24 protein-coding genes are annotated in these 25,097 nt (G+C 45.9%); 9 read left to right on the plus strand and 15 right to left on the minus strand.

Annotated features, from left to right (window positions below; all coding sequences use genetic code 11):
* Window positions 1–328: 328 nt before the first annotated feature.
* The 3 genes from AB5542_RS13730 to AB5542_RS13740 form a co-directional block, all read right to left on the minus strand.
* Entirely contained in the window at window positions 329–2,425 is a 2,097-nt protein-coding gene (locus tag AB5542_RS13730; protein ID WP_004318971.1) for a type IA DNA topoisomerase, read from the minus strand.
* A gap of 96 nt (window positions 2,426–2,521) precedes the next feature.
* Window positions 2,522–2,785 (minus strand): DUF4099 domain-containing protein, encoded by a 264-nt coding sequence (locus tag AB5542_RS13735; RefSeq protein ID WP_004318970.1) that lies wholly within the window; start codon window positions 2,783–2,785, stop codon window positions 2,522–2,524.
* A gap of 42 nt (window positions 2,786–2,827) precedes the next feature.
* The gene (locus AB5542_RS13740) at window positions 2,828–4,594 is read right to left on the minus strand and encodes a DUF3945 domain-containing protein (protein WP_004318969.1); all 1,767 of its coding nucleotides are present in this window, start codon (window positions 4,592–4,594) and stop codon (window positions 2,828–2,830) included.
* Between the two features lie 151 nt (window positions 4,595–4,745).
* Here AB5542_RS13740 and AB5542_RS13745 point away from each other — a divergent pair, with 151 nt between their 5' ends.
* A complete protein-coding gene (locus AB5542_RS13745; RefSeq protein ID WP_034522595.1) occupies window positions 4,746–5,087 on the plus strand; it encodes a hypothetical protein in 342 nt (113 codons plus the stop codon).
* 276 nt (window positions 5,088–5,363) lie between these two features.
* Complete coding sequence (locus tag AB5542_RS13750; protein ID WP_004318967.1) at window positions 5,364–6,620, plus strand: ATP-binding protein; 1,257 nt, start codon at window positions 5,364–5,366, stop codon at window positions 6,618–6,620.
* Window positions 6,621–6,731: 111 nt separating this feature from the next.
* Here AB5542_RS13750 and AB5542_RS13755 read toward each other — a convergent pair whose 3' ends face one another.
* From AB5542_RS13755 to mobA, 7 genes are all read right to left on the minus strand, one after another.
* Window positions 6,732–7,022: a DUF4120 family protein gene (locus AB5542_RS13755; RefSeq protein WP_005832188.1), complete on the minus strand. Its 291-nt coding sequence runs from the start codon at window positions 7,020–7,022 to the stop codon at window positions 6,732–6,734.
* Window positions 7,023–7,040: 18 nt separating this feature from the next.
* A complete protein-coding gene (locus tag AB5542_RS13760; RefSeq protein ID WP_004318963.1) occupies window positions 7,041–7,529 on the minus strand; it encodes a hypothetical protein in 489 nt (162 codons plus the stop codon).
* A 10-nt stretch (window positions 7,530–7,539) separates the two neighbouring features.
* Window positions 7,540–7,794 carry a DUF6926 domain-containing protein gene (locus AB5542_RS13765; RefSeq protein WP_004318961.1) on the minus strand — a complete coding sequence of 85 codons (255 nt, stop codon included), beginning with the start codon at window positions 7,792–7,794 and terminating at the stop codon, window positions 7,540–7,542.
* A gap of 11 nt (window positions 7,795–7,805) precedes the next feature.
* Window positions 7,806–8,069 (minus strand): hypothetical protein, encoded by a 264-nt coding sequence (locus AB5542_RS13770; RefSeq protein WP_004318959.1) that lies wholly within the window; start codon window positions 8,067–8,069, stop codon window positions 7,806–7,808.
* Window positions 8,070–8,285: 216 nt separating this feature from the next.
* Window positions 8,286–10,310 (minus strand): conjugal transfer protein MobC, encoded by a 2,025-nt coding sequence (mobC, locus tag AB5542_RS13775; RefSeq protein WP_004318957.1) that lies wholly within the window; start codon window positions 10,308–10,310, stop codon window positions 8,286–8,288.
* Window positions 10,311–10,344: 34 nt separating this feature from the next.
* Window positions 10,345–11,598, minus strand: a complete 1,254-nt coding sequence (gene mobB, locus AB5542_RS13780; protein ID WP_004318955.1) for a conjugal transfer protein MobB — start codon at window positions 11,596–11,598, stop codon at window positions 10,345–10,347.
* 1 nt (window position 11,599) lies between these two features.
* The gene (gene mobA / locus AB5542_RS13785; protein ID WP_034522587.1) at window positions 11,600–12,058 is read right to left on the minus strand and encodes a conjugal transfer protein MobA; all 459 of its coding nucleotides are present in this window, start codon (window positions 12,056–12,058) and stop codon (window positions 11,600–11,602) included.
* A gap of 609 nt (window positions 12,059–12,667) precedes the next feature.
* On the opposite strand from mobA, the gene AB5542_RS13790 reads away from it, so the two are divergent.
* Genes AB5542_RS13790 through AB5542_RS13805 form a run of 4 tightly spaced genes read left to right on the plus strand, consistent with a single transcriptional unit; the run spans window position 12,668 to window position 14,907 of the window.
* Window positions 12,668–13,420 carry a ParA family protein gene (locus tag AB5542_RS13790; RefSeq protein WP_005832182.1) on the plus strand — a complete coding sequence of 251 codons (753 nt, stop codon included), beginning with the start codon at window positions 12,668–12,670 and terminating at the stop codon, window positions 13,418–13,420.
* Between the two features lie 7 nt (window positions 13,421–13,427).
* A complete protein-coding gene (locus AB5542_RS13795) occupies window positions 13,428–13,847 on the plus strand; it encodes a DUF3408 domain-containing protein (protein WP_005832181.1) in 420 nt (139 codons plus the stop codon).
* 2 nt (window positions 13,848–13,849) lie between these two features.
* On the plus strand, window positions 13,850–14,638 hold the full coding sequence (locus tag AB5542_RS13800; RefSeq protein ID WP_005832180.1) for a DUF4122 family protein: 789 nt from the start codon (window positions 13,850–13,852) through the stop codon (window positions 14,636–14,638).
* Window positions 14,639–14,640: 2 nt separating this feature from the next.
* Window positions 14,641–14,907, plus strand: a complete 267-nt coding sequence (locus tag AB5542_RS13805; protein WP_005832178.1) for a hypothetical protein — start codon at window positions 14,641–14,643, stop codon at window positions 14,905–14,907.
* A 72-nt stretch (window positions 14,908–14,979) separates the two neighbouring features.
* On the opposite strand, the gene AB5542_RS13810 is transcribed toward AB5542_RS13805, so the two are convergent.
* The 5 genes from AB5542_RS13810 to AB5542_RS13830 form a co-directional block, all read right to left on the minus strand.
* Complete coding sequence (locus AB5542_RS13810) at window positions 14,980–15,774, minus strand: TIGR02391 family protein (RefSeq protein WP_034522585.1); 795 nt, start codon at window positions 15,772–15,774, stop codon at window positions 14,980–14,982.
* Between the two features lie 24 nt (window positions 15,775–15,798).
* Window positions 15,799–17,322, minus strand: a complete 1,524-nt coding sequence (locus AB5542_RS13815; protein WP_005832174.1) for an RNA-directed DNA polymerase — start codon at window positions 17,320–17,322, stop codon at window positions 15,799–15,801.
* 213 nt (window positions 17,323–17,535) lie between these two features.
* Complete coding sequence (locus AB5542_RS13820; protein WP_005805709.1) at window positions 17,536–18,822, minus strand: IS1380-like element IS613 family transposase; 1,287 nt, start codon at window positions 18,820–18,822, stop codon at window positions 17,536–17,538.
* 158 nt (window positions 18,823–18,980) lie between these two features.
* Window positions 18,981–20,237 (minus strand): ATP-binding protein, encoded by a 1,257-nt coding sequence (locus AB5542_RS13825; RefSeq protein WP_005832172.1) that lies wholly within the window; start codon window positions 20,235–20,237, stop codon window positions 18,981–18,983.
* 133 nt (window positions 20,238–20,370) lie between these two features.
* Window positions 20,371–21,351, minus strand: a complete 981-nt coding sequence (locus tag AB5542_RS13830; protein ID WP_034522583.1) for an IS982 family transposase — start codon at window positions 21,349–21,351, stop codon at window positions 20,371–20,373.
* 59 nt (window positions 21,352–21,410) lie between these two features.
* On the opposite strand from AB5542_RS13830, the gene AB5542_RS13835 reads away from it, so the two are divergent.
* Genes AB5542_RS13835 through AB5542_RS13845 form a run of 3 tightly spaced genes read left to right on the plus strand, consistent with a single transcriptional unit; the run spans window position 21,411 to window position 25,090 of the window.
* The gene (locus AB5542_RS13835; RefSeq protein WP_005832168.1) at window positions 21,411–21,959 is read left to right on the plus strand and encodes a hypothetical protein; all 549 of its coding nucleotides are present in this window, start codon (window positions 21,411–21,413) and stop codon (window positions 21,957–21,959) included.
* Between the two features lies 1 nt (window position 21,960).
* Entirely contained in the window at window positions 21,961–22,980 is a 1,020-nt protein-coding gene (locus AB5542_RS13840) for a BMP family ABC transporter substrate-binding protein (RefSeq protein WP_005832166.1), read from the plus strand.
* Window positions 22,961–25,090, plus strand: coding sequence for a C13 family peptidase (locus AB5542_RS13845; protein WP_149920711.1), 2,130 nt, complete (start codon window positions 22,961–22,963; stop codon window positions 25,088–25,090). The genes AB5542_RS13840 and AB5542_RS13845 overlap by 20 nt, the downstream gene beginning before the upstream one ends.
* Window positions 25,091–25,097: the final 7 nt, after the last annotated feature.

The raw sequence follows: 25,097 nt of genomic DNA on the forward strand, positions 1-25,097 counted from the left end.
GCCGCCCATACGGGCGATATTCCTCTTGAGTGGAGATAGCTGAACACGATGAAGGCGACAATGGCCAATGCCATAATCCTTATCCATTTGGCTGTCCTGAGTTTTTCGATACATTCCCTTGTTTTCATGACCGTATATGGTTAATGGGTGAAACATGTCATTTCCAATTTCAGGGGCCGGAAAGCGGACCGCCTCCACCGGCAAGGTTTTCGGGGAAAATACCGGAACGCGAGTGAGGATGATTTTCCCCGAAACCTGCAAGGCCCGACCTTGCGGGTGGAAACGGGCGGTTCCGCTACCTTTGCCCTTGAATTGGAATGGCAGTGCATTATTTCCCCTTCCCTCCCTTGGGCTTGGGGAACGAGAGTTTCAGGTTGAAGTCCGCGTCAAAGGCTACCGCGGCGTCGAAAGAGGCCCCTTTCTTGCCCTTGACCCCCTTGATCAGCCTGGTGGAGCCGGAAGAGAAAAGCTGTTCCAGATGCTGGTCGGTCAGCTCCTTGTTCAGGAAACGGCGGAACACCAGCAGTCCGCACCCCTCATGGTCGCACTTGGCGACTTTTGCCTTCACTATCACATTGCCGGTCTTGCACTTGGGGCAGGTAAAGGCGCGTGACGACGGTTCGGGGAATTTGAGACGCAGTATCTCACCGGTCACTTTCCCGGTGTATTCCCGGATGGAGAGCATGAAGCTTTCCGGATCGAGGGTGTGCCCCTCTATCTGTGCCAGTGCCTTCTCCCATGTACCGGTCAGTTCGGCATCGGCCACCATCATGCCCTTGACCGACTCGTAGAGGTAAAGCCCCTTTTCCGTCGGGCGGATGCTCTTGCCGGAACGCTCGATATAGTCACGCTTGAAAAGGGTCGTGATGATGGCGGCACGGGTAGCGGGCGTGCCGATGCCCAGCTCCTTCACCGCTTCCCGTGCCTGTCCGTCAGCGATTTCCTTACCGCAGTTCTCCATGGCGGTGAGCAAGGTCGCTTCCGTGTAAAGGGGTCTGGGCAGGGTCTTTTTCTGTGCCAGCCCGTATCCCATGACCGGGATTTCCTCGCCTTCGGCAAACACCGCCGTTCCCCCGTTACCTTCCGGCTCGTCCTTTTCACGGTCTTCCTTCCGGGAGAACACGGCACGCCAGCCGGGATTGACGATGACGGCGGATTGTGAGCGGAAATCCATACCCTCGCACACGCACTCCATCTTCAGTGACTCTTTCTCGCAGCGTGGAGAGAAGGCTTCCAGCATCCTTCCGGCTATCATCTCATAAACAACCGCTTCCGCCTCGGACAGCCCTTCGGGAACGACGCCCGTGACGATCAGTGCATGGTGGTCGGTCACTTTCGTGGCGTCCACGCTCCGGGTGTTCAGGCCGGAAAGGTCGAAAGTCCGTCCGTATTCCCTGAACCAGGGCATGGTGATGACCTTTTCCAGCAAGGCCGGGACATGTGCCATGACATCCTCCGGGATATAACGGCTGCCCGTTCTCGGGTAGGAGACCAGTTTCTTTTCGTACAGGGACTGGGCGATGGAAAGGGTCTTGTCCGCCGAAAGGTCGTGGTGGATGTTGCAGTCCTTCTGTAGTGCGGTAAGGTCATACAGAAGCGGAGCCTGCTGAAATACCGTCTTTCGTTCTACCTTATTTATGGTCACCACAGAGTCGGAAGTAATGCGCCTGTACGCGGCCTCCGCCCCATTCTTGTCCCTGAAGTCCTCCGGGTGGAAGAACTGCCGGTGCACGTCGTCTTTTTTCAGCGCGATATGCAGCTGCCAGTATGGAGTGGAGACGAAGTTCCGGTTTTCCTTGAAGCGTGCGCATATCATGGCGAGCGTGGGAGTCTGCACACGGCCTATGGAGTTGTTCGCCGATCCGGAGGCTGTCGCCAGGGCGCGGCTCGCGTTCATGCCCACCAGCCAGTCGGCCTTCGCACGGCTGTCGGCGGCGGCATAGAGGCTGTCGTATCCGCTTCCCTCCCTGAGGTTCGCCATGCCCTCGCGGATGGCCTCGTCGGTAAGCGAGGAGATCCACAGCCGTCTGAAGGGCTTGGTATAGCCCAGATAAGAATATATCCACCGGAAGATAAGTTCCCCCTCGCGGCCCGCGTCCGTTGCCACGATGATGCTGTCGCATTTGGAGAATACTTCATCAATGATTTTGAGCTGTTTGCCGGCGGCGATGTCCGTCACCATCCCCCTGTCCGTGCGTATCTGCCGTGGCACAAGGCGGAACGGTTCGGGAATCATCGGGAGGTCTTCGGCGGTGGTCCTCGTGTAGCCGTATGTTCCCGGCAATGCCAGCGACACTAAATGTCCCAGCGCCCATGTCACCATGTAGCCGTTTCCTGTTATGTAGCCGTCCATTTTTTCTGTAGCCCCGACTACGCGGGCTATGTCCTGACCGACACTCGGTTTCTCTGCTATGATTGCTATCATGATTCGGATAAAATTTAAGCCGTTTCCCGCTTGCCGGTACGCGAAGACGGGAAACGGCGGTTATACATTCGGTTTACATATTATAAGAAGGCGGGGTTACTGTTCCACGGGCTTGATACCGAGGATTTCGAGCAGCGGGTCGCCGTCCTTGCGTACCAACTGGAGTGTGGCGTCCATCACCACGTCCACGCCGAGCAGCACCAGGCTGAGCGATACCACGTTTGTCTTCTCACCGCTGAGCAGCGTATCGAGTTCCCCGGCCATTTCCAGTTCATCCTTCAGGATGCCGATGGCTGCCAGCTCGTCCCAGTTCACGTCTTCCGCCTTGAAAGGCGTGTTGTTTTCCTTGTTCATTTCCATGTTCTGATTCTTTTGGGTTCAACATTCGTTTTGCTTTGACCGTCAGGCTATGCTCGCCCCCCTGGATTGGCGGTTTTCCTCTCCCTGTCTTTGTGTGGCGGACACCACGTTGCGCTGCGAGGCGTCGCGTCTGCGGTCGGGATTCTCGTTGTAGAAGTCCAGTCTGCCCTGGTTGAAGTTCGCCTTGACGTACTGCGAGATGGTCTTTCCGTCATACCCCTTGATGCCCTCGACCAGCACCGCCTTGCCGCTCTGGAGGTCGGCACGCTGCTTGCGGGTAAGCTCTACGTCCCATACCTTGGCCGGTATCTTGAACTCCTCGCGCTGGTCGAAGCCGTCCCGGGTGCGCGAGTAGCTCAGCCTGCCCGTTTCGAGGTCTGCCTTGATGAACGAGGAGAATTCCTCTCCCTTGCGGTTCACCATGTCGTTGAGGAAGATGGGCTTCCCTTCGCGCAACTCTTTCTGTTCCTCGGGAGTGATTTTCACGCCATTGATTTCATTCGGGATGTAGATTTCCCGTGCGCCTTCCGGGGAGTCGGGATTGTAGCGGGTGTAGGACGGGCGGCCTGTCGCCTCGTCGAGTTTCACGTAGGAGGAGAACAGTTCCCCGTCCTTGCGCTTCATGCCCTCCACGAAGATGGCCTTGCCCTCGTTCAGGTCGTCAATCTGCTTCTTGGTCAGTTCGACGCCTCCCAAAGACTGCCGGTTGAAGAGCTTGTCGTTCTCGAAGATGAATTCCACGCCCCTGCGCTCGGCGTTGACCTGGAGGTGGGCGTCGAACGGGTTGCCCGATCTGGCTGTCATTCCTTCGACGAATATCTTCTTGCCTTCCCGCAGGTCGTTCTGCTCCTGCTCGGTCAGTTCAACTCCGCTGATTTCACGCGGTATGAAGACATTCTCGGCTTTCATCGCCACCACCTCGTTGGTCAGCTTGTCGATGCTGACGAAAGAGGGGACATACTCGCCGTTGCGGTTCTTCAGTTCCACGACACGCCCCATGTTGCCCGTCTCAAGCAAATTTTTCTTGTCCTCGTCCGAGAAGATGTGCCCGAAGTAGGGACGGTCGAGGTCGGGTTTCTGCCGGATACCGTGGATGCCCAGCACGATGTCTCCGGAGCGGGACTGCTGGAACGAGAGCCTCGCGTCGGTGCGTAGCACGGCGGAGCCGAAGTTCATGCTGATGGGCACGACCTGGTTGGTCTTGTAGCCCCTGAGCATCTGGTCGAGCAGCCCCCGTTCCTGGAGTTCTTCACGGGAGAGCCCGAAGTTCTTCAGCTGCTCCCAGTTGATCATGGACTCGTTGTAGCGGTACTGGGGCTGCTGCTGCGTGCCGTCACCTTGGGCGGCCTGCTGCTGTGTTTCGTTTTTCTTTGCCATTTCTTCTTGATTTTGATGGTTGATACTTTGGTTTTCCTTGTCGCGGGGGACAATCTCGTACTGTTTGAGGAATTCCTCCACCGCGTCTGTCTTTTTTCCGGCGGCGAGGTCTTCGACGGCCTGCCGCACTTTCGGGTCGTCCAGCGTGTCTTCCTTGATGGAAAGGATGCCGAAGCGTGTCGGGTCCTTGAGCTGGCTCCAGAAGTTCTTCAGGAAATTCTCGAACATGTTCGCGTAACGGTCGATTTTGAGGAAGGAGTTGCGGTGCTCCTTGTCTGCCGGCACTGTTTCGTACCTGCCGTCCTTGTCGAGCTTGCTGACCGCCTGGAGGAGCAGCTCCATCTTGTCGAGGATAAGGACGATGTCACTCATCTGCTCGTTCTCGGTGACTTGCGGTTTGAGGGGTTCGTCCCTCACGTTTTTCTTTGCCATAACTTTGAGTTTTTAGCGTTGATAATTGTTGTTGTCACCGCAAATATATAGGCATAATTTTGATAAATGACTATGTTTCAATGCGTTAGGCTATCCATTTCATCAAGTGTCATCATGTTTCACCGCGAGAGGAAAGAGTGTGGGCCGGAAAATGGGAAAAACGGAGGGAGAAGCCGGAACAACGCACCAAAGCCCGAAAGCGGAAAAAAGGGGGAAGCGTACGGACAGCCGCAACCAATCGAGGAAAAACGGCAGGGACGACACGGAAAACGGAGGCAAACCGCAAGGACGGCACGCAAACGGCAAAGGAAAAACTGTAATATGCAGAGTTGGGAGCGAGCGCAGCCCTTGTCCCCGTTTGAGGTATCCCCTGATGGGACAGGAAGAAGATTTTGTTTGGAAAACTCCGGGTGGCGTGACCCATTGGGATATCATAACGCGGCAAAATATCCCCCGGCAGATTTTTTCATTGACCTTGTATTATGCGTCGTAGGTCGCTTCGCTTGCCAAGTCCCAAACCTTTCCGCAACTCGGACGGCAATACCGGAGCGTTTTTTCGGGCGGAAAATTACCGCAGGGAATTTTATGTCCCGAAAACCGAAGGCTTGAACGTGCAGGTATTCGCCTTCCGAGTTACCTTCTTGATGGGACTTGGTAAGGGAAGCGACATTAATAAGCCCGGCTATTGCTATTGGAGAAATTTGGTACTTTTCCCATTTTTTTCCAATAGAATAATCGCACTACAGATAATTTTTACTACTTTTGCAACATGAAAATACCAAGAGACAAATACTTACAAGAGCTGCAAAGTGTGATGCACAACGGAATGATTAAGATTATTACCGGTGTACGACGTTGTGGAAAATCTTACCTTCTATTTGAGTTATTCAAACAATCATTACTTGATAATGGCGTGAATGAAGATCATGTTATTCAAGTAGATTTGGAAAACCGACGTAGTAAAGATCTCAGGAATCCGGACACATTATTGGATTATATTGACGGGCATATTGTAGATAACGATATGTACTACATACTATTGGATGAGATTCAACTTGTTCCAGAATTTGAAGATGTACTCAATAGCTATCTGAAAATTAAAAATGCAGATGTATATGTGACCGGTAGTAATAGTCGAATGCTATCCAGTGATGTAAAAACCGAATTTCGTGGTCGAGGATATGAAATCAGAGTACATCCTTTAAGTTTTTCGGAATTTCTCAAGACAGGACAGTACGCAAGCGAACTTAACGCTCTGCAAGACTATATGATTTATGGAGGAATGCCGCAGATTGTGTCTTTTTCTGACAAAAAGAAGAAAGAAAACTATCTTAAATCATTGTTTCAGGGTACTTATATACGCGATATAAAAGAACGGTATAATATTAGGAATGATGATGATTTGAACGAACTTATAGACATTATAGCTTCTAATATCGGTTGCCTGACAAATCCGACAAACCTTGAAAATACATTCAAATCTGTGAAAGGTCATAGTATCTCAGATACAACCATACAGAGTTATCTCGGGATGTTACAAGATGCGTTTATGGTGGAAAAAGCCATTCGGTATGACATTAAAGGTAAGCATTACATCAATACACCTTCAAAATACTATTTTGAAGATGTAGGATTGCGCAATGCCCGTCTGAATTATCGTCAGATTGACGGTGGCCACCTTATGGAAAATATTATATATAATGAACTGCGTATCAGAGGGTATTCTGTTGATGTCGGGCAAGTGGAGGTGAGAACAACAAATGCCGAAGGAAAGAAAATACGAAAACTATTGGAAGTGGATTTTATTTGTAACAGTGGGAACAAACGTATGTATATACAATCAGCACTTGATATGCCTACTCCTGAGAAAATTGATCAGGAAACAAATTCACTTCGTCATATCAATGATGGATTCCCTAAAATAGTCATAGTTGGAGGCTTAACCCCTTCTTATGTGAATACTGATGGCATATCAATCATGAATGTGATTGACTTCCTTAAAGATACAGAAATGGGGCTATTGTAAATAATTACAATATGGGCAAAATGGTGTGCTAAAAATGGTGCGTAGGTCTCTATACAAGATGACCTACGCATCATTTTTATAATCCAGGATTCCTTTTAGAGATATACAAGTTCAAGTATGTATACTCCAGCCGTGTATGGGAGTCAGTGTAACCGCATAAGACTGGTCCGGTTTTCCATGGTAAAGCAATCCTCCGACAATACCGCTGCTTCCGTTAGCGGCCACTTCCGCAAAACCGAATGAATGTGGGGCGAAATCCCGGTAGAGTTCAATTTCATACCTGCCGTTTGAGTTCTTCTCCCATTGTTTGAGGCGTTCAATGCAATTCTGAAATGTTGTGTCGCCGATACTTTTGGCGTACTCCACTACCTTATCGTAGTGTTCCTGACATCTGATTTTCATAACATGATTTAATTGGATTTATAATAGTTCTTCGTATGTTCCGAAACCGATACACTCTGCTATGGTGAAATCTTCCCTGCCTTTGTCCGCCATGGATTTCATATCATTCAGGCTGTCGCAGTAGAAGAATATTTCATCGTCCTTTTCCGTATCGGCATCCATAGCCAAAGCAATTCTTGCCTCTTCCGTTTCCAACGTATCGTTCCACCGTATCACGCAATCCGCGTAATGAGGTTCACATCCTTTTTCTGTATAGAATTTAAGATAATGGCTTCCGATTTCCTTTCTGACCTCATCCGGCTTTTTCCATGAACTGTCATCCACGATTTCAAAACCCAGCCCTTCGACCAGCAGGCAAGTACCATTATCATATACCATCATGGTGCGTTTGCCGATGTGTTTTTTACGCATTTCCGCCCAGTCGGGTATATCCCAACGCTCGGTAGTCCATACCCCGCGATAGGCTTCAGATATGGAATTGTATTCGCTTAATGTTATCTTCTTCATGTCAATGTTTTTATAGGATACAGAAAGTTACCTTATAAGTCTTGCACGCCTTTCCGAATGCCGGATTGGTGTCGAATTCGTTGTATGACTCCCAATCCACCGACATGGTGTAACCGTTCGGAAAGTTTTCAACGATGAACTTGGTTATCATCTCCTTGTCTTCATCGGGCAGGAACAGTTCCTCGTCGATGCCGTACTCCAATGAAAAAATCGCCCATTCGGGAATGTTGTCCCAAACGATCGTCTTGCTGTTATTGTTATTCATAGTCCTGCTGATTATTGGGGTGAAACCATAAGTCTTTTTATAATTTCGTCAAGCTCCGTTTCCCACTTGTCCGCCCCCTCAATGAGTGACGGGTAGGTCAGCTGTTTCCACTGTCGGTAATCGAACAGTTTCATCCGTAGCGGATAGTAGTCGAACAGCTTCCTGTTGTCAGCGAATATTCTCAGGTGGTTGGTTCCCACCTCCATCAGTTTCAGTCCGTATCGGTCGATTATCTCTTTGAACCGTCCCATCGGTGTAAAGTTGCTTCTGCTCATACCTTTTGTTTTTTGAGTTAGACATCCCCGGCTTTGTAGAGCCGAGATTTTATTTCTTGCCTGCCCCGCCGTTCCGTGCCGGATTGCGCAAGGCTTTCGGGAAAAATACCGCAAGCGCAGCGAGGATGATTTTTCCGCGAAACCCGAAGGGCCCGGCCTTGCACAATCCATAAGGCACGGGACGAACTTTGCAGGCTGAAATAAAACAGCGGTGTCCTATTCCTCTTTTTTTCCGTCCTCCTGTGGAATCAGGTGTTTCAAATCCGGGTCATTGGCAATTCTTTCCATCTCATCTTCAATTATTTGCAGTACGTCCGCCTTGATACGGGAGTAGTTGCGGTCTATCTGCTGCTGCATGATGTCGTTACCGTCTGCATCCTTGAACTCGTTGATGACAGGGATTTTTTTGTAGGCTCTGGTCTCCGCCGCCACCTTCTCGTTATCGACGATGATACGGGCATGGAAAATCTTCTGCTCGATTTCCTCACCGAAGTTGTCCGCCACGCTGCCCACGAATGTACCCTGCGAGAGGTTGGCAATCTTGGAAGCGGGTATCAGGGAATCCAATTGCGTGTTGATGGAGGTGGATGTGTCCTGCCGGTTGATGGATATGGACTGCCTTTGCTGAAGGATTTTGCCGAAACGCTCCGAAAGGTTCTTTGCCGTTTCGCCTACCACCTGTCCGGAGAAAATATTGCCGACTGTATTTTGGATCACTTTCGCCTCTTTTTCACCGTAGTCACGGGTCAGCTGCGAGAAGTCCTGGAAGCCGAGACATACCGCCACCTTGTTGCTTCGGGCGGTGGCTATCAGGTTGTCGATGCCGCGGAAATAGATGGTCGGTAGCTCGTCTATAATAATGGAACTCTTCAGCTGTCCCTTCTTGTTCACCAACTTCACGATACGGGAATTGTACAGTCCCAAGGCCGCCGAATAGATGTTCTGCCTGTCAGGATTGTTTCCCACACAGAGGATTTTGGGCTGTTCCGGATTGTTCAGATCAAGTGTAAAATCATCGCCCGTCATCACCCAATACAACTGGGGTGAAATCATCCTCGAAAGCGGAATTTTTGCGGACGCTATCTGGCCCTGGAGCTGATCTTGCGCTCCAGATTGCCAGGCATCCATGAATGGGGAAAGGTAGTTTTCCAGCGAGGGATAAGAGGTAAGAATCGTGAAGATATCGGCATACGGCTTGTTAAGAAATTCTATCGCGTGGGGGAAGGTGCAATACTTGCCGTCTTTGTAAATCCGCAAGTACCAGATAATCGCCGCGAGCAGGATAATCGGTGACTCCACGAAGAAATCACCCTGTTTCTGTATCCAGGTCTTGTTCAAATTGAGCATTATCGTGTAGGCGGATTCGTAGGCATCGGAAATATCCACCATGAATTTGGGATTGATGGGATTGCACCTGTGCGAGCGTCGGGGGTCATCGAAGTTTATGACATAGAACTCCGGTTTAACCTTGTAATGTTCCTTGTGTTTAAGCAGGTGATTATAAGCTATTTCGGATAAATCCGGAAACTTGTAATCATAAATGTACATGGCAAAGGATTTCTCGATTTGCTGTTTGATGTAGTTGTTTACCACCGCGTAGGATTTCCCGCTGCCCGGTGTTCCAAGCACGATGGACGCACGAAAAACGTTTACAACGTTGATCCATCCGTCCCATTCCTTGCCCTGATACACGAACTTGGTCGGCAGGTTGACGGAATACTCGTTTTCCATAAAGCGGGTTTCCTGCATGAAACTCTCGTTGGCGGTGTTGAACACGTCCTCCATAAGGTTGTGTTTCAGCATACGGCTTATCCATACGCCCGACATCAAAAGAAGGATGTACCCGGCGGTCAGCGTTACCGTGTAAATGGCGGCATTGACCGTAGGATTGAACGGCAAATCAAGCATCCACCAGTTCATGAAGAACAATACAAGCCCCGAAAGGAAGGCGGTATATATCTTCCGCCAGGTCATCTTCTGGTTCTTCACGCCCTTCGTGCCCAAACATGACAGGGCAAGGAATATGACGGCGAATACTTTTGTCACCAGCAGGTTGCTGAAAAGCCCCGCCGTCCTCTGGAAATTCAGGAGTATCTTATCGACCACTCCGATGTTGATACCCGCATCCACGAATGCCCGGTAACAGAACCAATAAACGTGGATGACGACAAACACGATGGATATGGCACGCATGAACTCCATGACCTTTGCCAATCCTCTCAAATCATCTTCTTGTTGCATATTGAATAATTTTAATGGTGAATGAATACTGTTTTCAGGAGATACCCCGTGAGCGGCGTTTCTTTTTCTTCTTGCGTTGCAGCCTGCGTGCGAGAGCCTCTTCCTGCGGGTCGGGACCATTGGCTTCAAAATCGAAGATTCCGAAAGCCTGCCCGATGGCGTTTTCCATGTCGGCAGAGAAACTGCTTTGCCTGCTGATTTCCGGTGTGGGAGCATCCAAGTCAGGAATATTGTTCGGCCCATTGAACAATCGTTCAAAGGCATTTGCCGAGAACTCCTTTCCGAGCCGCGAGCCGTTATACACCTCCCTGTTCTTGTGGTCGATGAAAGTAGCACCGTAAATGCGGCCTTCATTATTTTCACGGAATACCACGTCTATTCCCTGCCTGTTGAGCAGGCGGATGAAGTCCTCCCGGTTGCCCCGGCAGCCGTGCATGGCGAGTGCGACACCGTTCCGTATCTTGGGCTGCCATTTCTTGTCCTTGTATTCACGGGCATTGAATCCGATACGCTTTTCCAGTCCTTCATAGCCGAAGCGTTTTCCGATAAGGGAGGACTTGATGGGCGTACATACCGGCTTGCCTGTATCGTCTGTCATGGTATAGACAATGCCGTTGTAAGGCGTCCCTTCAAATTCGCCCCTGACCTGCTTCGCCTCGATGTTGAAGCAGGACAGCAACGCGCTGTACTCCCCGAATGACTGAAAGCGGTAAGTGGAGAACACGCTCTTGAGGATGTTGGAAACTTGTTGCTTTACATCGCCATTCTGATAGTCTGCTTTTTTCAGATATGGTTCCAACATTTCCCTGCGTTTGTCCTCCACCTGCTTCAGTCCGAACTTGCGTTCCAGTTCCCGGCAGGCTTTCATCGAGCGATTCCACTCGTAGGCGTCATCTATCTTTTCCCCTTTCTCGTTCACGCAGGTGGAAACGATATGGATATGCCTGCGGTCTATGTCCTCGTGGATATACACGATGTAAGGCTGGTCGCCGTAGCCCATGCGTTGCATATACTCCCTTGCCAAATCCGCAAACTGGCTATCGGTCAGTTTGTCGTCCACAGAAGGATTAAGGGATATATGCAGTATGGGCTTTTCCGTATTCTTGTTGGCGAGCAGGTAGTTCTCGAATGCCCAAAGCGTGTTCCTCATGACCTGCTCCGGATTACCCGTGACATCGGCAATCATGCGGTTGCCCGAAATGATGCGTGCCGTGGAGTCGTCCACTTTCTGCTGGTTGTAGATGACAGCCCCATAGAGCGAGGCGCCCCTGTTGATTTTCGCCACCATGTCATTCCTCCTCCCTCTGCTTTTTGATAAGGTAGGTTTCCTCAAACTCATGGGTCAGCATGATGATCCGCTTGCTCAGCACCACCAGATCTATGGTCGTCTTTTCCAGATTGCGGAGCAGGGCGTATGCCCGTTTCTCCCCGAAATTGTTCTTGATTGCCTTGACCGTCTGGTTGTAGTTGTTGCCGATGGCCTGGAACTGGTGGTAGAAATTGGTAAGGCGGACATAGTAGTCCATCGTCGCCTTGTCGATTCTGACCACCTTGATTTCCTTTCCGAAAATCATTGCCTTGATGAATTTGGAGCGTTCCCTCAGTCCCGATTTTTGAAACTGGATATCGAACTTTACGTTCTCTTCCGAGTTTAGCCGCACCACATAACGGTACACGGCAGGGTCGGTTTTCGGTTTCCGCCCTACACCTTTTCTTGTTTTTCTGTTCTTGTTTTCTTCCATACGCATTGATGTTTTTTGTTTCTGATCTTCCGTCATGGATTCACGACTTTGGAGTGAATCCCACCCCGAGCCGGCAGGCGAGCGGCAAGTTGTTTTGAGTGCCCGAATTCATTTCGGGTGCCTCAAAACACAACTTGCTATTACCGCTTGGTAATGAATTTTCCTTCGTCAAATTAAATTTTGACCTTCAGCCTCATTCTTCGGCTTCGGGAAACCTCCGCAGCGGTATCCGTTCCGTTGTCGGTGCAAAGTTATGGCGGTTTATCCTGTTGTAAAATAGCGGGTTATATGTAACGTGATGACATATGGTGACACAGGTCGTCACCTCCCTTGAAACATAGTGATGATATGAAAAAATACCTTTTTATTTGCAACATAAACGGTAAAACAAACCAATAGTCAAGTAACTGTCCGTTGTATTGCTGGTTAGCGAAAACACTTGTTGCAACAGGTGGGCAGTGATTGTTTACTTGCTTTGTTAGGGCAGATAACTATCGGTTGGTCGGTTTGCCGATTGGTGAGCACAAAGTAACCATATCACTAACAAACCTTGTCACAAAGTAAACAACAGACAAGTAAAACAATAGTGTAATAAACCATTAAAAAAGTTCAGTTATGAAGAAGAATCCGTTATTCGTTGCGGTCAGCAACCAGAAAGGTGGGGTCGGCAAAAGTACCATGCTGGTAACGCTTGCCAGTCTCCTGAATTATTCGATGGATAAGAGTGTGGCCATCGTTGATTGTGACTCCACCCAGCGCAGCCTGTTCAATCTGAGGGAACGGGACATGGAGATGGTGGAGAAGAACAAGAAGTACATGGTGCTGTTGGAAGAGCAGAGGCTTAGGGGGTGCAGGATTTATCCTATCAGGCAGGCAAAGCCGGAGAATGCACGCCAGGTGGCCGGAGAGTTGGCGGCAAAAGCAGATTTTGATATCGTTTTCATAGATTTGCCAGGGTCTATGGACATATCCGGTGTGTTGCAGACCATTTTCAATGTGGATTATGTATTGACCCCCATTGCCGCTGACAATTTCGTTATGGACAGCAGTTTTGTCTTTGCCAAAAGCGTCATGAAGTTTTTGGAAAACCGGAAGAATATTCCTTTGAAAGACGTGTTCCTGTTCTGGACCAAGGTAAAGAAAAGAAGCAATACTGAAGTGCTTGACAACTATATGGCACTGATGAAGAAACAGGGGCTGAAAATTCTGGATTCAGCCATTCCGGACCTCTGCCGTTATGACAAGGAACTCTCATCCCGGACCCGCACCTATTTCCGCTGTTCACTCCTTCCACCGCCGGCAGGACAACTTAAAGGCAGCGGATTGCAGGAACTGGCAAATGAACTGATTGTAAAATTTAACCTGTAATTGAGGTATGGCAAAGAATATAGTAAAAGTAAATGAAGAGGAAATCAGGGGGTATATGGTCGGTAACATTCCTGATGCCATTGAGAAAGAGGATGTCATCGTGGTAGAAGTTCCAGCAGAGGAAACCGATAAAAGGCCGGATAAGGAAAAGGAAACAGCCTCGGAAAATCCCGAACCTCACCCAAAGCGTAAAAGTGAAAGCGGTTTCCGTCAGAAGTATCTGGTGAATACCCCCATGCCCGGACGTATCCAGGTGTACCTGAACCGCAAGCTGTACGACGAGATAAAGAATTATCTCAATGTGATAGCTCCCGAAGTAAGTATCGCGAGCTATATCAGTAACATCATAGCCGAGCATATAGAACTCAACATCGAGGAAATCACCCGAATGTATAAAGACCGTTTTTCACCCCCTAAAATTCAATAGTCATGGAAACAACATTAATTTATTTTTCAGTAAAAGCCATGTCGGCAACCTATATATTATATAAGGTATGGATGTTTATATTCAGTCCGAAAGTTTATAAATTCTGGGACAATCAGCTTCGTTATATGCGTATGGCACGTATCCGGTTATGGAAATCACGTAAAAAACGAATGGTGGAAAAAGCAAGGAAAGCCCGGTATAGGGCAAGACTGGACAAGGCTGAAGCATGGATCGCACAAGCGGAGAACGATATCCTAAAAGTCGGGCATGAAAAGAAAACCGAAACGCAGCCGAATCCCCTGGACGAGTACAATGAAGTAATCGGCAAGACGAAGATAGTCTATCTTGAAGACCCGGAAGTGGCGAGAAAAACTCCCACACGTTCTGAACCTATGAAAAAGGAACCCATAGAGGAGGATAAGGATATAAATACGGATGACGTGATTGATGACTTTACTCCCAAAAAAGGACTGACTGAATCAGAAAAACGGGAACTCATGTCAAATGACGGGTGCGTTCCTGACCCGGATTTTTCAAGGGCATTGACTTTTGAAGAACTGAACAATGTCGCTGATGTGCTTATTTCGGGAACGGATGACAGAAAGAAAATCCGAAATGCTGCCGAAACCCTGTACCAACTTCAGGATACAGACCTGTTCAGTTTTTTTTCAACCGAACTGAGTACTCAAAGCCAATTGGAAAAACTGCTCAAAGAAAATATGCCAAATGGAAAAGAGACATCAAAACAGTCTTTGGAACAGATTGGAATTGATTGGAATAAATACATGTAAATATGGAATCGAATATGAAGGACAAAAAACAACAAGCAGTACCGCAGTCAGAAGCAGAATCTTTTGGCATAAAAAGAAATCCTGCAGTTCGTGCCCCACGCATCTGTCTATCTGAAGAAGAAGTCATCAGAATTATGCGGAATGAAGACGCTATCAAAAAGAAGATAGGAAATCTTATTGATAGTATGCTTTGTGATGACTCGCAAATTTCAGAAATGGATAATACAAAAAATAAGACAGAGGCATTCGATATAGATGAATTCGTTTAATTGTTTCTTTTTGCTGTCATAGTTTCAGAAGGCATGTCGATGTGATATCGGCCTGCCTTTGATTTTTAAGTATTATTCAACTCTTTTGGCATTATCTAATCTCCTATGACAGTAAGAAATCAAAGACAAAATTTCTAAAGCATCTTGTTCACTCACTGGCCACTCAATTTTTGGTTGATGAGCTTCTGGATTCCTAAACATATTGCACAAACCTTCTAAGATTGCCTCGAAACCTTTCTGTTCATCTTTTTCCTGTTTGGATTTATACGAATTGATTACCAATATAGGATGATTAAACACATATTCCACTAACCGTATTCCATCAGTATTAATTAATGACAGTTGCCGTATTCTTGCAAATAACCCTTTGCAAGCTTCAAATACAGCATGAAAGTAGTTCTTATCAACTAGTTCTGTTGTGCAATATTTGAATATTTCTTGATGTGCATTCCTCATCTGAAGATTTACTAAAAGGTCATTTGCACGTTGTTGGGCTTCACTAATAGTTTTTGCAGTAGTAACGACCCTAAAACGGCCGTTTGATTGTAATTCATAACCTACATAAGATAGGCATTCATTAATCGCCTTTCTTTTTGTCTCAAAAATTTGATTATCTGTAAAACGCGCAGGGTTCAATACAATTTGGATGAATCTCAATATTTTGTTTGAACATTTATCAAAGTTCTGAACGGATGCAAGTGCACTGTAAAGCCTTTTCCATTTCGTTATTTCAGGAGTCACATCTTTAATATTACACTGCTGAAGGAAATAAGATATTTCAGATCCAGTAAGTCCATTCGATGTATCTCCTAGTATTTTTGAAATACGTTCCAATATACCTTGGTTTAAGCAATATCTTAGTTCCATAACTGTCAATATATATAAGTGTTATCAATAAATGTTGAACAAACTAATTTCATCAATGTCTATTACTGGAGTGTAACTATCCCTTACCCATTCAGTGCAAATTTTATATTGAGGAAACGCACCCTTATAGGGTTCATCTACCCAATCATTATTCCATAAATTAACGCCAGTCTCACCATTTACGATTTTACATATATTTTCAGTATATGTAACAGGGTGAGGCAAATTAAATGCTATACGTTGAATCCATATTTGAATTTCGCCAATATTCGGAAACCTCTGAAACTTCGCATAAACATTATTAACAATTCGCTCTCTTTCATCTGTCGAAGGAATTTTACTAAGGAGTTTACTGATGATAGAAAGAATTACCTTGTACGTTTTCGGACTATATAGTGCTATTTCTGTGAAAATTGATATCATCACAAGGTAATCGCCACAAATCGCAATTTTTTTGTTCAATCTTTGGGCAAAAGTTGTTAAAAGTTTTATTAGTGTACCGCTGTTTGGATGTTTTTTGGAAAATTGGTATATAAAAAGAGCCTCCTGCTGAAGATTGGACATTGTAGAGTATATCCTTTTCTGCGTTTTCCTATAAATTGGACCTTCTGAAATATATGCTTTCTTATCAGGTTTTATAGAATCACTGATGACATCTTCTGTCAGATATGTCTTTTTCCCATTCAATTGAAAATTGAGTTCTGCAAGAACTTCTTGAAGAAAGAATGCTATTCGTTCTGTATCCTCTTTTGAATTGCAAAAAATACGATAGTCATCTCGGTATCTTACTATATGATAGTTAGATATTCCATTTGTATTTAGTCTTTCGCTAAGTAGCTTATCTGCATACGCAAGTACTATTTCTGCAATAAAGTCAGATAACGTACTTCCCTGAGGTATACCATTTGTTTGACCATATTGCATACCTTGCATATAGTTGTCAATAATATTTCCCAATAGTCCTGACTTATTGCGTTTTTCTTTAGCTTGTTCTTTTCCCATCAATGCCCACGCAATGGTATGAGTATATATAGCACAGTAACAATTCGTAATATCGGTAACAAACATATATCTATAAGACAAAGCTAACTCAAGGCTTCTTTGTTCAACATTTTCCCACCAAGAACTTACTGATGCTGACATATGTGATTTGTCTGTGTCTCCTTTAACTTTAGGAATACTCGCAACTTCTATGTTTGGTACTTTCAGCTCAGCAAAGCGATCTTTTATCTCCTTCCAACTACTCTTATTTGTCATAGCCTTGACAAGCAGATAATAAAGGTATGGATTAATTAACTGAATAGGCCTATATGAATACTGTGCATCCTTCTTGACTAACATCTTATGATTTACGTTTTCATAATCAGAAGGCATTCTCTTAGGATCTTTTAGAATGTCTCTCAATTCTTTATTTCCGACAGAATTTTGGACATATTCTATCACGGGCTTAAAATCTATGTATTTGGGAAACTGCATATTACAATAGTTTTGCGATTCCAAGAAATACTGTCTTGCTTTTATATGCGAAAGTTCAAGAATGGTCTTCATCGACAATATTTTACTATATTTTTCTGATTGACTTTTATTATTCCTCAAATCCGCAACTAAGCTCTTCAGCGTCCTTCTTGCGTCTAAACGTCCTCTCATCACTGAATTAGCAGATAAATTGAGGCTGAAATACCCACTTCTGCCCACAATATCCCCTTGCCCCACTATGCGACTTGAGGCAATACGCAGTATCATACCCATAAGTTGTAGGCGTTATCCAAAATCAGTCTGAAAAATATCTGCGTAAGCATTATTACAGGTATAGATATTCAGCACATACCGCCTTGATGTTCTGATCCACTTGGCTGGTACAGAGACAAACCTGAAGACAAACGCTTTTATGCGACTTGTTGCATTGAGTCCGAACCTCTTTACGTCAAGTCTGTGGATAATGGCCTTGTAGAAATTACGGATAAGTGCCGTAAGAAGAAGGAACACAGTGTTCTCTGCCATGAAGGATTTGGGCAATCTGTCCCACCCGAAACCATTGTTCATATCATCGAAGATACGTTCCTTTCCTCCACGAAGGTTATAGAACTCGACAATTTCTCTTGTGGAAGATTCATAGTCGTTAGTCAGGATACAACGGTATGTGTATTCTCCTTCCCAAAGATCCAGCACACCGTCCATCCGTTTCTGTCTTTGAATCACAAGTCGGTATGCTTTACCCTTCCACTTCTCAACAAGAATAGAGTTCAATTCGAACTCAATGCCATTGATTTCCTCAGTCTTCCAGCCTCTAAGAGCAAAGATGTCATTGTAGAGCGAACTGCAGCGGTTTGCGCGGATATAGAAGGATTTGCTGTGTTTCTCTATTTCCTCCACGATTTCCTCGGAACATGATCCACAATCAGCTCTGAAACGATTGATTGTAAGTCCGTTCTGCTCAAATCTCTCAAAGAATCTCTTCAGCGTGTCCTTCTGATGAAAACGAACGTTGGTGTTACCATCGCTATTCTCAATGCCAACAATCAAGTCGTCAATAACCGCCACGCCAGGGCGATAACCAAGGAACTTCTTGTATGTAGGCTTTGCATCATACTTCTCAGTCTCTATGAACTGATGGTCGAAATCAACATCATACATCTCGCCCTCTTTCAGTTGGCCGGATGCAAACATACAATTGAGCAGTAAGGTATTGAGTGTGTCAGCCGTGTTGAAATCGTAGTTCTTACCCGTATCTGATGTGTATGAGATGTTTCCTTGCGTCAGTTCCTTTATCGCTCTGAGGATAGTATCAGAACTACAAGTACGAAGTGTCGGATGGAGCGAGAGATGGTTCATCAAATGAGTAGTGACATCCTCAATGCATGAGCCACCACAGAAGTAGATACTCATGAGGGAACGGACGATTTCACTGTACTGATAACCGAACGAGCTACACCTTAGACCGAGTGTCGAGTCGATTACAGATGACAATGTGGAGTCAAATTGCTCCATGATTGAAAATATTCCTCCAAAAGGAGTGAGCTTCTCGGATTTTATTTGTATTTTTGCCATGCCTGATGAGGTTTTGTTTGATTATTTTTTTGCAACACTAAGTTAAGTGAATCCTCTGACATGGCAAAATCCTGAGCAACTTTTTGTTGCTCAGGTACTTAAAAAAAATATTTTATAATAGTGTTGCGGAATTAAGGTTATTGACGACACTTATGTGTTTATATATCTAAACTATCTTCTTTGAGTAAGAAATCAAATAACCCGACTGTGAGAATCCCTTCCTCATTTCGGCGAGGCATAATGTGATCTTTGACAACAATGATTTTCTTGAATGAATCATTGATATTCGTCAACGAACGGGATTCCTGTATTTCTTTCTCTCTATCCGGTATAGACAATGCCGACTGTATATAGTACTTCTTGCTGCCAAGAGTCGCTATAAAATCCACTTCAAGGTGGATGCGAGTCCACTTCCCGTCCTTATCCGGCTTCTTTATCTCCACCATTCCAACATCGACACTATAACCACGGACAATCAATTCATTGTAAATGATGTTTTCCATGATATGCGTTTCCTCTTGTTGGCGCATATCAAGAATGGCATTTCTTAAGCCAATGTCCGTAAAATAATACTTGGAAAGCGTATTGATGTACTTCTTTCCTTTAACGTCGTAACGTACAGCCCTATTCAAGAGGAACGATTCTGACAAGTAGTTCAGATATTTGGAAATAGTTTGACTGCCAATTTTCACATTTTTCAAACTTTTGAAAGTATTCGACAATTTTGTAGGGTTGCATGGAGCACCTATAGATGATGCCATAATGAGAAGTAATTCACGCATTTCATTCTCATTCTTGATTTTGTGCCTCTCGATAATATCTGCCAAATAAACAGTCTCAAATAGATTTTTCAGATAGTTTATCTTCTTTTGTTCGGTTTCAAATGACTGGACAAGAGGTAAACCACCGTAGGTGAAGTATTCGCGCCACGCATCTTGTTTGTCTCCACCTTTAGCCAAATAAAATTCAGAAAAAGACAGAGGATTTACATGAATCGTCTCTCCCCGGCCTCTAAACTCCGTTGGAATATCGGATGACAGGAAATGGGAATTGCTTCCTGTTACATACGTATCGGCATTTTCGATATGGCGGAAACTGTTCAATACATCGACAAATTCATCCATCAGCTGTACCTCATCAATAATGATATAGTAAAGTTCCTTGTCCTTGATTCTGTCGTGAACATAGTGAAGCATCATATCCGGATTCCTTAAATCCTTGTTCATCCGATCTTCAAGGTCAATCCGGATAATGTGATCATCTGCAATTCCATTTTCCAACAAATAGTGGTAGAATAAAACATTCAGCAGGTATGACTTGCCGCATCTGCGGATTCCTGTCACTACCTTGATAAAACCATCTTGACGGCTTTCTATCAGTTGCTGAAGATATCTGTCTCTTTTTATTTCCATCATCACATTAAATTTCTGCCAATATTGGCATTTTTTTACAATACAAAGGTAATGACTATAATCCGTCCATGCAAGGATTATATTATTTTTTTGCCAATATTGGCACTTATATATTATGGACTACCCGTTGGCGGAATTAATTTAGTGCATACTTAATTCTGCCAATGGGCTTGTTGTTGATGAAGTTTACGTATTGCAGAATGGTAAGTGCACTAATTTTGCCGATGATTCTGGCAAACAAACCATTCGTTATTTTCGCATAGTTTCTGATGGCCAAGAACTGGTCTGTAAGTTGTGAGAATATTGTCTCAATCCTCTTTCTTGCCTTTGCAAACGGAATGAATGTCGGCTTCCAGTCCTTCTGGTTGAGCCGATACGGACACTCCAGTCTTATGTGTGCGGTTTCGAACAAGTCAAGCTGTACATCAGCTCCAATATACCCTTTGTCGCCATAGATGCTACAGTCGTGATAAGCATGTTTCACATCCTTCATATAATGGAGATCAGCCGCACTTGCCTTTGAGAGATCATAGGAATGGATAACTCCACATAACCAACAGAGAGCGTGTAACTTATAACCAAAATAATACGTGTTCTGCGAAGCGCAGAAACCGAAGTCTGGAGCTTGCGAGAAATCACCGGTACGTCCCATCTTGCATCGTTTCCCTCTTGCAACCCTACAGACCTCTATTGGCTTGGAGTCAACAAAGAATTGTTCCTCTCCACCATCCATTTCCATGGCAACCCTTTTGCGCAGTTCCTCACACAAGCCTGCAGTTTTCTTCCTGCGGTCATTGAACTGTCTCCTTGATATGAGATTGGGAATGCAGTCCTTGTACTCTTGCAATTTATAGTCGAACAACCACTTCTCACTATCAATGCTCTCTGTCTCTGCTGTCAGGGACAGTGCCACTACTTCCAAGTCAGAAAACTTAGGAACAGGACCACGGCGTGGAACATTACCCGATTCATTGACGAGATTTTCAGAGAATTGCTTGCATATCTCAAGTATTTTGACGAATTTTGTATAAAGGTTGTACATACGATGGTTTGAACTTAATGTTTTGATTGTCGCTAAGTTACTAAAAATCAACGATATGTGCAACTTTTTACTCATCTTTATCAACTTAAATTAATTCCGCCAACGGGTAACAATCAATTAAAAAACAACTTGTTATGGTAAAGAAATTTTTAACAATCATGTTTGCTTCAGTGATGGCAATGCTCGCTTTCACTGCTTACAGCAACGACGATGAGCCACAAGGACCGTCTGGAGAAAAAATGTTGGAGAATATCGACAAGATAATAGTCGACCAAGCTGATGCCGGAAATCTCTATCAGAAAAAGGATGATGCTGCCCGGTTTATATTGGTAGCAGACTCAAAGGAGGCTGCCCATGGAGTGTGTGAGAAGTTCATTCTCGATCAGTGGGACGGAAAGCAACGCACAGTCAAACTCCCTGACAACTGCGGCAGAATCTCACTCACACCCGGTTCGGACGAAAGTATCTTTTACACCGTTTCGTTCAATGCTCTCAAGAATTTCAAAGAACCGGACATGACAGTCGTAATCGTTCCGGAGGAATACATGGACGGGGATAATCTTGCTATAGACCAATACTTCCCGGCAAGATGGACTGAAAAATGTCCCAATTGTGGTCATAAGTGGAAAACATTTGCATCCGGACCATATACATGCTCCGAATGTGGTCATAAGTTTGATTAGTATGCACAATACTTTCCGCGCTATCTTGGCAATGACAACGTTCCTGGTAACAGGAGCGTTGTCATCCTGTAATCATACCGATGAGTTGGAGCCGGAATCTCCGGCACCACAGATTGTTTTTCTCTTCTCTCCGGGGGGATTGGGTGACATGAGCTATAATGACCGTATACTTGAGGGTGTTCAGAGATTCAAGATGGAAAACGGAGATATAGACATCTATATCTACTCCCCGGAATCCCTGCAAGAGGCTGAGAAAATTTTTGCGGACTGGCTTGAACGTCCCCAAAGCAGCATACCCGTGCTTTTTGTATTAGGTAGCAGTGATTATGAGCCAATGGCGGAACTTTATCTGGCAGAACACGACTTGACACCCAACAAAAGTATTCTGCTTTTTGAAAGCCGGAAACAGTATAAGGACGAGAACATCCATACCTTCCAGATTTCGATGTTCGGGGCTTCATACCTTGCAGGAGTATGTGCAAGAAAATGTTCTGAGATGACACCTCTGGTGCTGCTTGCCAATAATACCGACAGCCCCATCAACATAGCCAAGGACGGTTTTATTGCAGGCTATGGCAGTGACTGCGATGTGGAGTATCTGGCGGATGATTGGACGGGATATGTGTCGGCTTCGCTCGCTTACCGGAAAATGAGCGATTGGGCGGTTGATTACGACTTCATCTTTCCGGTGGCAGGTGGCTCCAACGCCGGTATATACCGCTACTCCCGTGAATTTGAGGTCTCACCGTACCTTGCAGGTATGGACATCGATCAGTCAAGCCTCTCCAACCGGATTACGGGTTCGGTCATTAAGCATATTGACCAATTGATTTACAGGTATCTGACGGAATGGGTCGTCACAGGGGATATGCCGGAGAACCAACTTTACGGTCTTGAAAGCGGGTATGCCGACTGGCTGGTCGCACCCCGATACGTGAATGATTTCAGCAGCTTAGTCAATGGAATGCGCCCTCAGGCTATGATTTTTGAGAAAGAGTATTATGAAACAAGTGGTTATTAAACTTATTGCACCGCTCCTCTGCCTGATTGGTCTGTGGAGCTGTTCGGACGATGAGCCTTCCCTGTCTCCTGACAACAAGCAGTGGACAGAGAAGGTTGTTGCCGTGGTGCTTCCCATGGAGAAAGGGCTTGATGTGCATTGGAAAAGGACATTGGGAATGTTTACAACCAACTTTGAGCGTGCATTCAAGAACCACGAAGCGGGTATAAGGTTAAAGTTTGAATACTACGATGAGGCAAAGACCGATGTGCGGGAACTTGCCCGGTCGCTGGCATTCAACGACGAGGTGTATGCCGTAATCGGCGGGCTGTATTCTTCCAATGCGGCAATCCTCGCGGCGGAACTGACTATTGTGGGCAAAACATTCTTCACTCTCGCCACCGCCGAACAACTGGTTCGTGCATACGCATCGACAGGCTATCTTTGGGCGATGACCGAGACCGACATTACGCAATGTGAGGTGCTTCTCTCCAAGGTGATTAACTATGAGGGTAAAAGTGTGGCACTTTTGGTCAAGGAGAACGACGGTTACGGACAAACGTTCATTGACTGGTTCGCATTTCAAGCACGCGAACTGGGCTTGGAAAACATGGGATGCTATGCTTACACCTCTGACAATATAGCTGATGTGTCTCGCCAAGCCATGCAGTCAGGTGCAGAGTATGTGATATGTATCCCCTCTGAAATAGAAGAGATGAAGCCGATGCTTGAAGCGCATAAAGCACAAAGTCTGAACGGGCGCAGTGTACCGCGGATGTTGTTTTCGGATACCGCCTACGGTGCGGATGTACTCAAGATTCACGGTGATGCCGCCGAAGGCATAGAGGGAGTCGCATTTGGTGCCGACCCTGAGTCGGGGTTTGACGTAAGTTACAGGACCTTTTTCAATGCTACGCCTACTCTTGGAGAATCTCAGCTCTACGATGCCGCTATGCTCATCGGCTATGCCGCATGGTACCAGCAGTTCAGACCGGAGTTGTCGTTACAGAAATCATTAAGGGCCGTTGTTTCGGGTGAAGGCTTGAACATGGGCAGCTGGACAGGTGAGGATATGGGGCTTGTGGTGGATGCGCTCGCTGCCGGAAAGTCGCCCTATGTCCGTGGAGCGTCAGGACATTTAAGGTTCGATGCCAAGGTGTTTACCAATGTACTTGCCACCACTTACTATAATTTCAAGGTTTACAACGGACAGTACATCATCCTTGACTATAACACCAGCGACGGGGGGAACCGCACGGATGCGACACTTGCCGGTTGGAACTGGAAAGCCTCCCGGATGCAGGATTTCGACAATTCAGGAGAATTCAATTACCCTGCACATACCGGCAACTGGGCACTCCTTGTCGCTTCCTCCAAGGAATGGACCAATTACCGCCATCAGGCAGATGTGCTCGCTATCTATCAGCAGCTCAGACAAGCCGGATATACCGACGACCGTATCATTCTCATTGTCGAGGATGACATAGCCGATAATATATCAAATCCCAACAAGGGAGTCATACAGGTGACTATCGGGGGAAACAATGTATACGAAAATGTAGAGATTGATTATCGTATGTCATCGTTGAATACAAAAGATATACTTGCCATTCTCAGTGGCGAAAAAAGCGAAAAACTGCCCACGGTAATCGAATCTACTGAGAACGACAACCTGTTCGTTTTCTGGAGCGGACACGGTGTGCCGGGGGCCATGTGTTGGGATGAGGAAGCTTACGCCATGACAGGCGATAAACTGTCTTCTGTTTTTGAGGATATGAACCGCAAAAGGCGTTACCGTAAACTTCTCATGATGGTGGAGGCTTGTTTTTCGGGCGGTGTGATGAAGCAGTGCGAGGGCATCCCCGGGATGCTGTTCGTCACTGCGGCCAACGGCGACGAAACATCCAAGGCTGATGTCTTCAATTCAGAGATGAAAGTGTGGATGAGCAACCGTTTCACCTCCACCTTTATCGAACAAATAACCGATAACAAGGAGGTGGCTATGCGCGACCTCTATTACCGGCTGTTCATCAATACTGTCGGAAGCCATGTTATGGTGTATAATGCTGAAAACTATGGCAATCTTTATTCAGCCAATATGTCAGAATTTATAAATTCAATAGTTCGTTAAAAAATAG

The organism is Butyricimonas sp. RTP31003st1_G1_RTP31003_210430, assembly GCF_040920905.1.
Lineage (GTDB): Bacteria > Bacteroidota > Bacteroidia > Bacteroidales > Marinifilaceae > Butyricimonas > Butyricimonas paravirosa.